Origin of the sequence: Zestosphaera sp. (assembly GCA_038727705.1) — an archaeon.
Lineage (GTDB): Archaea > Thermoproteota > Thermoprotei_A > Sulfolobales > NBVN01 > Zestomicrobium.
In genome coordinates this window covers 688,735-700,544 of sequence record JAVYVJ010000001.1, presented here as the reverse complement: position 1 = coordinate 700,544, position 11,810 = coordinate 688,735, and the positions used below count along the sequence as shown (strand labels likewise).

Annotated in this window: 12 protein-coding genes; 7 read left to right on the top strand and 5 right to left on the bottom strand. The window is 48.6% G+C overall.

Features of this window, described 5'->3' with window-relative positions:
* Positions 1-119: 119 nt before the first annotated feature.
* From QW772_03820 to QW772_03810, 3 genes are read left to right on the top strand one after another with little or no spacing between them, the layout of a single operon-like run.
* The gene (locus QW772_03820) at positions 120-1,871 is read left to right on the top strand and encodes an ABC transporter substrate-binding protein (protein MEM0038032.1); all 1,752 of its coding nucleotides are present in this window, start codon (positions 120-122) and stop codon (positions 1,869-1,871) included.
* A gap of 13 nt (positions 1,872-1,884) precedes the next feature.
* A complete protein-coding gene (locus tag QW772_03815) occupies positions 1,885-2,859 on the top strand; it encodes an ABC transporter permease (GenBank protein ID MEM0038031.1) in 975 nt (324 codons plus the stop codon).
* Complete coding sequence (locus QW772_03810) at positions 2,859-3,728, top strand: ABC transporter permease (GenBank protein MEM0038030.1); 870 nt, start codon at positions 2,859-2,861, stop codon at positions 3,726-3,728. Before QW772_03815 ends, QW772_03810 begins: the two co-directional genes overlap by 1 nt.
* A gap of 162 nt (positions 3,729-3,890) precedes the next feature.
* Here QW772_03810 and QW772_03805 read toward each other — a convergent pair whose 3' ends face one another.
* The 4 genes from QW772_03805 to QW772_03790 all read right to left on the bottom strand — a co-directional run bounded on the left by QW772_03805 (position 3,891) and on the right by QW772_03790 (position 7,479).
* Positions 3,891-4,154 (bottom strand): MoaD/ThiS family protein, encoded by a 264-nt coding sequence (locus QW772_03805; GenBank protein MEM0038029.1) that lies wholly within the window; start codon positions 4,152-4,154, stop codon positions 3,891-3,893.
* 263 nt (positions 4,155-4,417) lie between these two features.
* Positions 4,418-5,746 carry a metallopeptidase TldD-related protein gene (locus tag QW772_03800; protein MEM0038028.1) on the bottom strand — a complete coding sequence of 443 codons (1,329 nt, stop codon included), beginning with the start codon at positions 5,744-5,746 and terminating at the stop codon, positions 4,418-4,420.
* 1 nt (position 5,747) lies between these two features.
* A complete protein-coding gene (locus QW772_03795; GenBank protein MEM0038027.1) occupies positions 5,748-7,145 on the bottom strand; it encodes a TldD/PmbA family protein in 1,398 nt (465 codons plus the stop codon).
* A 172-nt stretch (positions 7,146-7,317) separates the two neighbouring features.
* Positions 7,318-7,479, bottom strand: coding sequence for a hypothetical protein (locus tag QW772_03790; protein MEM0038026.1), 162 nt, complete (start codon positions 7,477-7,479; stop codon positions 7,318-7,320).
* Positions 7,480-7,494: 15 nt separating this feature from the next.
* On the opposite strand from QW772_03790, the gene QW772_03785 reads away from it, so the two are divergent.
* From QW772_03785 to QW772_03770, 4 genes are all read left to right on the top strand, one after another.
* Positions 7,495-7,923, top strand: a complete 429-nt coding sequence (locus QW772_03785; GenBank protein ID MEM0038025.1) for an extracellular solute-binding protein — start codon at positions 7,495-7,497, stop codon at positions 7,921-7,923.
* Positions 7,911-8,186, top strand: a complete 276-nt coding sequence (locus tag QW772_03780) for a hypothetical protein (protein ID MEM0038024.1) — start codon at positions 7,911-7,913, stop codon at positions 8,184-8,186. Before QW772_03785 ends, QW772_03780 begins: the two co-directional genes overlap by 13 nt.
* Before the next feature lie 105 nt (positions 8,187-8,291).
* On the top strand, positions 8,292-8,699 hold the full coding sequence (locus QW772_03775) for a hypothetical protein (protein ID MEM0038023.1): 408 nt from the start codon (positions 8,292-8,294) through the stop codon (positions 8,697-8,699).
* 510 nt (positions 8,700-9,209) lie between these two features.
* Positions 9,210-10,271 carry an L-threonylcarbamoyladenylate synthase gene (locus tag QW772_03770; protein MEM0038022.1) on the top strand — a complete coding sequence of 354 codons (1,062 nt, stop codon included), beginning with the start codon at positions 9,210-9,212 and terminating at the stop codon, positions 10,269-10,271.
* A gap of 31 nt (positions 10,272-10,302) precedes the next feature.
* Here the strand turns inward: QW772_03770 and QW772_03765 are convergent, their stop codons facing one another.
* Positions 10,303-11,808, bottom strand: a complete 1,506-nt coding sequence (locus QW772_03765; protein ID MEM0038021.1) for an AMP phosphorylase — start codon at positions 11,806-11,808, stop codon at positions 10,303-10,305.
* Positions 11,809-11,810 lie beyond the last annotated feature (2 nt).

Below are 11,810 nucleotides of genomic sequence, written 5' to 3'. Positions count from 1 at the left end.
TTTAAACCCCAACCTAAAATACTACATTGAGGTGAACCTGAATTCAAAACGATGTTTCCCGATTAACTAGAGTCACAGGGTCGGCGTTGATTATGTTCATATTACTCGTGCTGTCATTGATGATGCACCAAGGTCTCGTAACTTACTCGCAGGCTCCAGGAACCACAACCTTCAGGGTTGGTTGGGGTGGCACGTCCTTCGATACCTTCAACCCCTTCACAACATACGCTCAGATCTCGTTGTGGGCGACGACGGACGTCTACGACACGTTAGTCAGGCTTGACAAAACCTACTCCATATTCATACCTGACCTCGCGGAGTCATGGACTATGAACAGCACTACTGTCGTGTTCCGGCTGGTTAACAATGCAACCTTCCACGATGGTATTAAAGTTACTGCAGAGGACGTCAAGTACAGTTTCGAGCTGGCTAATCAAAGCTGGTCAAGACTGGCACCAAGCGTTGAAATGGTTGAATCTATTCAAGTTTTAGACGAGCACACAATATCATTTAGGTGTAAATCTACCGCCATATTCATGCTTACAGCCGCACCGGCCATACCTATAGTTCCTAAACACATATGGGAGAAGATTCCAGACCCCTCCACTTACCACGACTACCCGCCAGTGGGATCAGGGCCTTTTAAGGTCACAGACTACAGGGAGGGACAGTATGTAGTACTGGAGAGGAATCCAAACTTCTTCAGGAGATCCTGGCTTCCTAAGGTGGACAAGATCGTAATAGCTTTCTACTCTGACGTAACCGCCGCAACAAACGCCTTAAGAGCAGGCGACATAGATGCCGTAGGTCCCTACATACCGGTCGCGATGATCGATGAAATAAAAGCCAACCCCAATATGGACATATTAGTATCGCCTGGCACTATGTACTTCTATATGGCCTTCAACATGTATCCACAGGGTAAGGGTAACCCCACCCTTAAGGATCCGATAGTAAGGAAAGCTCTAGCCCATGCAGTCGACGTCAATTACATTGCAGAGCTAACTTGGCATGGATATGCCAGGCCGATCGCAACAGTGCTACCGACTACACACATGTTCTATCACCCCAACTTAACACCCTATAAGTTCGATCTTGATCTGGCTAGGAAAATGCTCGACAATGCAGGCTACACTGTAGGTTCAGACGGTGTAAGGAGGGCACCTGACGGGACACCAATGAAATACTCACTCTTAGTGCCAAGCAACATGCCTGAAGCCGTCAGAGCAGCACAACAGATAAGCCAATGGTGGTCTCAGATAGGTGTTCAGGTTGACGTAGAGGCCATGGACACAGGTAGCATGGCAGCAATAATATGGACTAAAAATGAAAGCGGTGAAACAACGTTAGGGCATGATTTAGATATCTGGGACTGGTTCTTCTCCCCAAATGACCCTACGGTCTTATCTGTGTTCCTATCGAATCAAGTGATAATGGGCACCTCAGACAGCGGTTACGTCAACCCTGAGTACGATGCCCTATATAACAAGATGATGTATGCCCCTGACATAGAAACTGTGAAGCGGATTGCATGGCTCATGCAGGAGATTTTGCACGAGGATCTTCCCTACCTACCACTCTACGAAGTGCTGTCGCCACAAGCTTATGTAAAGAACTTTGCAGGCTTCGAGCTTGACTGGCCAGGAGGACCTTTTGGAGGCTACGACTGGACGGTGTTCCTTAAGGTACAACCAGTGCCACAACAAACAACCACTCCTGTAACTACGCCTACCACAAAGCCCACAACGCCGACGAGCACGCCAACTACGGTACCACCCCCCGCTGAAGCATTCCCAACGGGCCTGGTAGTCGGGTTGATCGTGGTCATCGCCATAGTCGTCTTAGGTTTAGTATTGCTGAGAAGGAGGTAAAGGGAGATCCTTAGTGGTTTCGAAGTACGTTGCCTACATACTAAGAAGGATGGTAGCAAGCTTAATAGCTATTTTTGCTATAGTGACAATCAACTTTATCTTATTTCGTGTTCTTCCAGGCAATCCAATACAGCTTCTGTTCAGAAATCCTAGACTCACTTTAGAGCAGATAAGGACTCTTGAGAGGCAGTTCGGACTAGACAGACCGTTGCTAGATCAATTCTTCATATACTTAGCTAACGTAATGCAGGGAAATCTGGGGATCTCGTTCTTCTATAAGACGTCGGTTACAGACGTACTGATACCTAGGATAATTAACACAATAGTCTTGGTGTTGCCAGCCACCATCACAGCCATACTCCTAGGCGTTCTTACAGGAATGATTGCAGCTTGGAGGAGGGCGAGCAAGACCGATGTAGTCATCATGACAACCGCTATGGGTCTCTACTCGCTACCCACATTCTGGCTCGGTGGGGTTCTAATACTTCTCTCCATATACTATATTAAGCTTCCCATCTCAGGGATGCTGACGTACGGCGTCACGTACCCTGACCTCACCTCCTACCTGCTGGACTTCCTCAGGCACTTCATACTGCCTTACACAACCCTGACCCTAGTTACCTACGGAGAGTTCACCATCATCTTGAGAAGCGCTTTGATAGACGTTCTAACTGAAGATTATATAATGGCAGCGAGAGCCCAGGGAATTCCAACCTACAGACTCTTAAGCAGGTATGCCCTGAGAAACGCTATGTTACCAACAGTAAGTATAATAGCTATAAACTTAGGCCTAGTGGTGGCTGGTGCGGTTCTAACTGAGACCGTCTTCTCTTGGCCGGGCGTCGGCAGGCTCATCTATGACGCCATACTGAATCGCGACTACCCAATACTTCAAGGAGCGTTCATAATAGTGACTATATCTGTGGTTCTAGCGAACCTCATAGCTGACATAATCTACGGGTATCTAGACCCAAGGGTGAGACGGTAATGTCGAAACCAACTCATCTCGTAACTTCATTAATTGATTTCTGGAGGGTGTATAAGAGGAACGGGTTGGGAGTAGTCGGGCTAGCTATAATAGTGTTCTTCACAGTTATCGGTCTTCTAGCGCCCGTCATAGTCACGCAAGATCCGTACAAAACTGATCCCTCTAAGTACATGCTACCCCCTAACTTCGAACACTGGTTCGGCACCAACGAGGTAGGTCAAGATCTCTTCGCTCTCAACATCTACGGCTCGAGGATATCTATAATAGTGGGCATCCTCGCCGCGCTAGTCGCCGTGACCATAGGCACTTCTGTAGGACTAGTCAGCGGTTATTTCGGGGGTGTGGTGGATGAGATCTTGATGAGGATCACAGACCTCTTCCTCGTTATACCTCCTCTGATCTTGATGATAGTCGTGGGTGCAATCTTAGGACCTAGTTTAATCAACGTCATTTTGATTATAGGTGTCCTGAGTTGGAGTCCCACAGCTCGGGTCGTGCGGTCCATGGTCCTATCGATAAAGGAATGGCCGTACGTTGAGTCAGCTAGGGCTCTCGGAGCTAGTAACCCCAGGATAATCTTCAGGCACATACTACCTAATGTAATGCCTGTAGTGTATGCTAACATGGCATTAGCGACATCCAACGCCATATTCTCTCATGCTGCACTAGTGTTCCTCGGTGTGGGAAACGTTAATGACATAAGCTGGGGAATGATACTTCACTACGCCTTCGCCTCCGGAGCGCTCTCAACGGGAAGGTGGTGGTACTTTGTTCCGCCAGGCATGTTCATCTTACTCCTCATATATGCATTCGTCTTAGTAAGCTACTCACTAGAGGAGGTCCTGAACCCAAGGCTTAGGCGCACCTGAGAGCGTTGCGAGGTGCGAGATCTAGATCGCTCACGCTGAAGGAAGAGCCGTGAATCCTCTGAATATGAGGGACGGAAGTTAATGCGGTGGGAGGCCTTGATGGAACTGCTGGAGGGATTGATCTTGACGCATAATCATCTACCAGGAAACGAGTGGGAGTTGCTAGCCACCCTCATAGAGCGGTAGCATTATGGTCACTCTATCCCCGTTCTTTAACACTTTGCAGTAAGCCGCCTCAACATCATTAACGAAAACCTGAAGGAGAGGACTCGCCTCCAAGAACTTAGACAACAAAGGTTTCAGACGCTGCAAGTAATCGATGAGCCCCTTAACGGTAACCGCATCCGTCGGTACCTCTACCATCTCCGCATGCGCACCGATCACGTCGGCTAAAGAACCTATGAAAACAACCACAACTCTGACCACACAATCACCCTCACATCATACCGTTGTGAGTCTAATTAACCTTAGATATTGAGTAAAAGCCATGGATTGTTTAAATCTCAGTGCTCGAGTCCTCAATCATCGATCAGAGGAGTTCATCTCATCACGGCGTGCAATCGTTGCCGACGGATTACAGCGATCCCAACTATAGTGGGTTTAGGAGATATTTTATATTCGCACCCTTCCCGAAAGGCCTCCTATCCTTCAGAGCAGGGAGAAGGTCAGGCTACTTACTCGATGTCAGATTAGCTTCCTGCAATCCGCACCCTACTGAATTTTAGAGAGGGGGTTGAGACCCCGTAGCTCGGTCTGACATCACTACCTATTTCTTCCAGTCCGTCTTTAAGAAGCTCGTATATGTTAGCCGTGATAACCCCATTCCCAACAGGCTTGACGAGCTCGCCGTTACTCACTACGTACGCGTGTGTTATGGTGGCGTTCAGATGACCGCTCACAGGGTTTGAGAGCCACTCACCTATAGTGTTCATTACCAATACACCTTTTCTAACTTCGCTGATCAGCTCCTCTAATGATGCTTTACCTGGTTGTAGGTGAAGGTGGTGTGGTTGGGGGACAGGTCCTGAGGAGTACGTCCTTGATGCGTTGCCCGTGGAATCCCGTCCTTCTATGGCGGCTGTATAGGTATCGTAGAGGTAGGTCTTAAGGACTCCCTTCTCAACTATAGCTAGATTGCTTGTGGAATGCCCTTCATCATCGAAGGGTTTTGAGCCGAGCGCGTGTGAAGATGCTCCTAAATCAACAATGGTTATCTCCCCGGACGTCAGTGCCTCGCCCAACTTTCCTATGAGTGGGGATCTGCCTCGTTGAACATTTAAAGCCGAGACTGCAGGGCCTAACATAATCGGCAACACGGAGTTGACTACTCGGCTGGCTAAAATTAACTCGTAACTACCATCTGGGAGCGCTCCAACTTTAATGAAGTCCCTAGCTCTAGCACCTACCTCAACGCCTACATCCCTCGCTCTCAGCTTCTTGTAACTTCTCTGAATATCGTAATCGAAATACGTTCCAATCCTCCCACTTTCATTGACCCTAGCGTATAGGTAGAGATTAGAGAGGGTCTCAAACCTCACTACAGGTCCTCCGTAAGTGCTGGCGTAGGAGACTTCGACCGTTCTAGCAACTACCTCCCCCCTAACGGGTTCAGCATCCTTACACCCCTCCTTGACAGCTTCAATCAGCTCTCCAGCCACTAAAGACAGGTCTTCTGGTGTGGCTTCAGCCGTGTCTCTGTCGAACGACTCACTTGCGTAGGACGGCGAGACCTTGTCGTTGATGCTGATCCAGTTCGGATCTGGTGGAGTGACTCTAGCTATAGATATTGCAGACTTCAGAGCCTTTATGATTCCCTCCTCACTTAAGTCTTGCGTACCGACGACGGCAACGGACTTACCAACGACGACTCTGATGCCCAAGGACGATAATTTAGTGGACTTAGACGCCTCAATAACGTTAGATAGTCTGAGCAGAGTCTCTGTCGCCTTACTCAGGTAGACATCAGCTTCGGAAGCCCCAAACCCCACAGCCTTCTTAACTATCTTTTCGAGATCCATTCTAACCACCGCCCACTATCAGCTCCTTAACCAACATGTGCGGACCACCGTCACCAACTCTGACACTCTGTCCTTCCTTACCGCATCCACCAAAGACTGAGGTAGCTATCCTGAAATCCTTCCCCACCGCCTCCACGCTCTTCAGGACTTCCAGTATAGAACCCGAAACAACTACGCCTCTGACCAGCTCGCCTAACTCACCATTCTTGATTAGTCTCGACGGCCCTGCAGAGAACGTAAACGTCCCTGCACCTGTATCGACCTGCCCTCCCATGCTACTCTTACCTACTAGGTAAATTCCATTCCTAACCTCCTCAAGCATTTCATCAAGATTCCAGTCTCTCGGCGCCATGTAAAAGTTAGTCTGTCTAACTATCGGCATGTGTGTGAAGTCTTGAGCCCTCCCATTACCAGAGACGGGTAGATTAAGTCTTGCAGCTGTCTCCCTATTAGTGAGGAACGCCTTAAGTACGCCATTCTCAACCACGACAGTCTTCCTCTTCAAATTACCTTCATCATCGAAGGGTATGAAATACCCTCCCTCGACCATACCCTCGTCGTATATAGTTACGAGTGGCGAAGCTATAGCCTCACCCAACCTGCCCTTAAGAACGGATGTGCTGGAAGCGACTAAATCCCCCTCGCTCGCGTGTCCGAACGCTTCATGAAGTATTAACCCAACCATCTCAGGGTCCGCCACAACCTTCGCCTTGCCTGAAGGGGGTAGGGGGGCTTTGACAGCCTTTCTAGCAAGCTCGCTAACTTCAATGGCAAAGCCTTCCCAGTCCTTGCTTTCAATGAACTCCCACCCCATCATAGACGATTCCTGGTTACTTACTCTCTCCATAGAGCCTGACTCGAAAGCAATGCTCAAGTGACTTAGACCTAACATGGAGGACTCATACTCCAACTCCACCCCGTCAGAAGTGACGATGAACCTGTGATCACGCTGTATGCCCAGCCTAGTCACAGCTGACTTAACCCCATCAACACTTAACCCAGCCTTGTTTACTTTTAGAGTAAGCTCTGACTTGACGTCGTCTGACACGTCCTCCGGCTTGATCTTAAAGAAGGATGTGAACCTACCTTTATATAACTCCCTCTCTCCTAAGCCTTCTACCCTCTTAGAGACTCTAGCAGTTGCTACCGCCCTATTGACAACCTCCTCAACACTTACCTTGTTCAACTCGTTAGTCGAGGAAAAACCGAAACTACCATTATAGAGGACTCTAACACCTAACCCCATTCTGAAGGTCTTCGAAAACTCCCTTAACACAGAGTTGTCGGCGACTATCAATTCGTAAGTCACCGACTGCGTCCTTACCTCAGCATATGAAACTCCAAGAACCTCCGCAACCCGTAGAGCGTACAAAGCTATATCTCTTAACAGAGGCTTCACCTACAATAGTTCTCAAATGTACAGTAAAATAAGTTGTGTAGTTAGATAGCCAAGGACCAAAGTCGAGTAAATAGCACGTAACCTTGAATTTAAGTAGCAAAAAGTAGATGTACGTAAGGTCTTCGTCCGGGTCATCGACCTAGCATTCCTCTTATCGTTTAAAAATGCAATGTCACTTTCTCCGCACAAGAACGAGACCTACAACGACCCCTACAACGCCTAAACCAACAACACCAACACCAACGCCTAGTGATGGCATAGTGTTGTATGTTATAACCAGGCATTCAGGTGATATACAGGATATTGCTAGGAGAGCTTTCCTAGAGTCTGGCATTGCTAAAAATATAACATTAAGAATGTCGAGTTTAAGTACATAGAGGCTGGGTGGTGGGTTGACACAATAAAGAAAAAGGACTACGACGTGGCATGGGGTGGTGGTCCTACACTCTTCGATACCGTGTATCAGGCAGGTCTTCTCGCCCCTCTAACATCACCAGAGGTCCTAGAGGCCGTTAGTCAGATCCCTGATTACATTGCAGGGGCCCCCATGAAGAGAGTAGGCTCTGATGGTAGAATATATTGGGTTGCTGCAGCCATGTCTTCATTCGGCTTTACTATCAACACAAGAACGCTGGCTAACTACGGCCTGCCTCAACCAGGTAGTTGGAGGGATTTAGGCAATATTGACTATGCTAAGAAGTTGGTTAGCTTAGGAAGTTGGGCAGTAGGCATAGCCGATCCGACTCAATCAACAAGCAATAAAGGATGTATGAAATAATACTTCAGGCTTACGGGTGGGATGAGGGCTGGAAAGTATTAACGACTATGGCGGCAAACTCTAAAGTATATTCAGGCTCTGCAGACGTCCGTGAGGGAGTAATTATAGGTGAGGTTGATGTAGGAATTACCATTGACTTCTACGGATACACAGCACACTACCAGAACCCAGACTGTAAATACATAATACCTGCAGGTGAGACCATAGTTAACGGAGATCCTATCGCCCTTCTGGCTACTTCACGCTACCCTGAGGCGGCGTAGGCCTTCATAGCTTGGGTTCTCACCGAGGGACAGTGGAAGGTCTGGTTCAACCCAGATATAAATAGGCTTCCAGTAAATCCAAGAGCCTTCGAAACTCCTGAAGGGATGAAAAGACAAGACCTCTACCAAGCGTTTCTAGAGATAAACAGGACGGTCGGGATACAGTTCGATGATAATGTAGCCCTCTCCTATGAGAAGGCGGTGATATACTACTTCAAGTCAGTCTTAGTAGATCTCAACAGCGAGTTAAAGCAGGTCTGGGTTAGGTTAGTGGATAAGTACCTCAAGGGACAGATAACACAGGATCAATTCAACCGCTACGTGAATAGATTAAGCGAACCACTCACGTACATAGACCCCATAACCAAACAGACTCTCAAGTTTACAGAGGAGGATGCGGTAAGAGTGACGAACGCAATAGCGCAGAATCCTAGTGCGATAGACCTATACAAGCTAGCCTGGAGTCAAGCGGTTACGCAGAGATATCAGCAAATCCTAAGTGAACTCGGCTGACCATTAACGCTCAGAGCAAACAGTTTCCTGTATCCAGGTCGCCGTGGGTCTTAATGAGATAGACTGCACCATTCGTTTCATAGTTAATAGCGGCTACGAACCACTCTACGCTAGGGTTGGGGGCATTGTTTGAATGCGATGGAGTCCACAGTTAGTTTCAAAGCTATGCCTCGTGCTTCAACCGCATCTTTAGGCACAGCCCGTCATGGGGGTGAGTGGAAGCACAAATAGGACGCGTTGAGAAGTTTTCTTCCATTCAGTAGTTGTTTAAAGATTTTAGGAATTGCCAAGACTTTAGCAGGCTCAGTGCACCTTCTTACAAGAGAAAGACACCACTAACTCAAAAATCAATATTGGGCGAGACTGACCGTCTTCAAGATCACCTGTCCTTAAACGGCAAGACCTGAGAGCGGGTTCACGAACATCAAGTCAAAAGAGTTAATGCATTACCTCAGGTGCTCTTAGTTTTAAGAGTCTCCGAGCTGAATCACATTACAGGAGTGAGGGACTATGAAGACCAAGGTAGTTAAGGTGGATCCCCTGAGACCGGATCATGGGGTTATTGCCGAAGCTGCTGAGGTACTCAGGAACGGTGGTTTAGTGGCTTTTCCAACTGAGACAGTGTACGGGTTAGGAGCTGACGCGTATAACGCCAATGCGGTGAGGAGGATATTCGCTGTTAAGGAGAGGCCCCCTGACAACCCGCTGATACTTCACATCGGGGATCCCGGTGACCTGGATCTGGTGGCCAAGGACGTGCCGCAGATAGCGTATGAGGTCGTTGGTAAGGTTTGGCCAGGACCTGTGACCTTAGTACTTAAAAGGAATGAGACGGTACCGCCTGAAGTGACCGCTGGTCTGCCCACCGTTGCCGTGAGGTGTCCAGCACATCCCACGGCACTTTCCCTCATCAAAACTCTAGGAAATCCCATAGCAGCTCCGAGCGCTAATCTCTCAGGCAGGCCTTCGCCGACGAGTGCGCGGCACGTGATTAAGGATATGAGCGGCAGGGTTGAGCTGATAATAGATGGCGGCGATACGTTCTTAGGAGTTGAGTCCACTATACTCAACCTGATGAGTGATCCACCTACACTGCTGAGGCCAGGCCCTGTAGGGGTTGACGTCCTGGAGAGGTTAATGGGGGTCAGGGTGATCGTGCCCTCCTTTGCTAAGGGGATAATGGAGGCCGAGAAAGCGTTAAGCCCCGGCCTTAAGTACAGACATTACTCTCCTGAAACACCCTTAACCCTGGCCGACTTAGGCCAGTGCTATGACACAGATAGCTACGTAGGGTGTGTTAAAGCAGTGGTTGAGGAGTATTTGAGGGCAGGCCTCAAAGTGATCGTTATATGCAGTAGTGAGACTTGCAGACATTACGCCGGGGTCACCACGCTAGAGCTTGGTTCCAGGCAGAATCTGTATGAGGTGGCGAGAAACCTCTTTAAAACTCTCAGGGAAGTTGATGAGGTAAGTGCAGATATAGCTGTCGTAGAGGGGTTTGAGGAGCGAGGTATAGGGCTTGCAATAATGAATAGACTCAGGAAGGCGTCAAGCAGAGTATTAAGTTGTTAAGTGAGGTCGAATAAAACCGTGGGCAAGAACGTTAGATGTACTCCGGGTAGGTCTCCAACAACATTCCTTCGATGCTTATTGGTCTTAGCTTGCTGATCAATTCCAACGCTTCGTCAAGAAGACTTTCCGAATTGCTATAAATTTCGAGAAGCAACTGCCCCTCCCTGACCTTATGGCCAGTCTTTACATGAAGCTTCACACCAGCCCCTTTGTCAAAGGGCGCACCAGCCGCTACAGCCAACTGTGTCAGTGATTTATTGTAGACATTCGTTACATATCCGTCTATAGGTGCTTTAACCTCGGCCTTGTACTTGCCCACAGGTATCTCCTCAGGCCTCACATTAGGATTACCTCCCATAGCCTCCACGATTGCCTTGAATGTCAGGTAGGCTTTTCCAGAGTCGAGAATGTCGGAAGCCACCTTGCGTCCCCCACCCTTGGGAGCCACTCCCGCCATCTCAAGCACTAACCCCGATAGAGCTACGGCCTTCTCCCTCACCGACATAGGTCCTTCACCCATAAGGGTTTGAAGCGCTTCCTGGGCCTCTAACGCAGGACCTATAGAATAGCCTATAGGTTGCCCTCCGTATGTTATGGCGCACCTTAAGTTAAGCCCTAACCTGCCCCCTACCTGAGTGAACAACGATGACAGGTTCCGCGCCTCCTCAACGCTCTCAACCTTCGCCTCTCTCCCCGTAGGTATGTCTATAATCAAGCTACTTATCCCCATGCTCAGTTTCTTGGATAATATCGAAGCTATCATCTGCGAGACCGGATCCAACTTTAACTGATGTTCCACACGTATGAGTATGTCGTCAGCAGGAGCTAGATTGAGGGTTCCGCCCCATATTATGAATCCCTTTACCTTCTTAATCAGGTTGAATACCTCCTCAACCGTGAATGTGACAGGTGCGAAAACCTCCATAGTGTCGGCAGTCCCGGCCGGTGACGTAATCGCTCTTGAGGAAGTCTTGGGTATAAGTACGCCTGCCGACGCTACTATGGGGACAGCAACTAAAGAGACCTTAGAGTTCCCCGGCACCCCGCCGATTGAGTGTATATCGTAGGCGGGCTCCTCAAATCTAAGTAAGTTACCTGCCTCAACCATGGCTCTAGTTAGGAATACGATTTCGTCTACATCCATACCCACACTTGCTTGAGCGGCTACTAAGGCAGCTATCTCTGCATCGCTTAGGAGACCAGATACTAGATCCTTAATGATTACGTATATCTCATCCTGACCCAGCTTAAGACCGCTGAGTTTCCTCCTGATGTAGTCGACAGCAGGAGTTGATGAGTGTATGCTTGCATCAACTTTATCAGGGCTACCTAGCGACTCCGCAACACTCTTACTTAATAATATAGCATCATCCTTAACATCGCTCACCATAACCCATGCCGAGGAGGTTCTCTCCCCGCTTCTGAGCTTAACCCTCAGACCGCCAGCAATTCCCATGCTTTCGGCTATGTTCCTCGGCACTAGAACCAACCTTAAATCTCCGACGTCGAGATCGAGGATCTTAACGTTAACGAGCATCT

Coding starts and splice junctions, on each gene's coding strand:
- QW772_03765 (MEM0038021.1), bottom strand. CDS start 11,808: ATGCTCGTTAACGTTAAGATCCTCGATCTCGACGTCGGAGATTTAAGG.
- QW772_03775 (MEM0038023.1), top strand. CDS start 8,292: ATGAAAAGACAAGACCTCTACCAAGCGTTTCTAGAGATAAACAGGACG.
- QW772_03810 (MEM0038030.1), top strand. CDS start 2,859: ATGTCGAAACCAACTCATCTCGTAACTTCATTAATTGATTTCTGGAGG.
- QW772_03780 (MEM0038024.1), top strand. CDS start 7,911: ATGTATGAAATAATACTTCAGGCTTACGGGTGGGATGAGGGCTGGAAA.
- QW772_03790 (MEM0038026.1), bottom strand. CDS start 7,479: ATGCCAGACTCTAGGAAAGCTCTCCTAGCAATATCCTGTATATCACCT.
- QW772_03800 (MEM0038028.1), bottom strand. CDS start 5,746: ATGGATCTCGAAAAGATAGTTAAGAAGGCTGTGGGGTTTGGGGCTTCC.
- QW772_03770 (MEM0038022.1), top strand. CDS start 9,210: ATGAAGACCAAGGTAGTTAAGGTGGATCCCCTGAGACCGGATCATGGG.
- QW772_03820 (MEM0038032.1), top strand. CDS start 120: ATGATGCACCAAGGTCTCGTAACTTACTCGCAGGCTCCAGGAACCACA.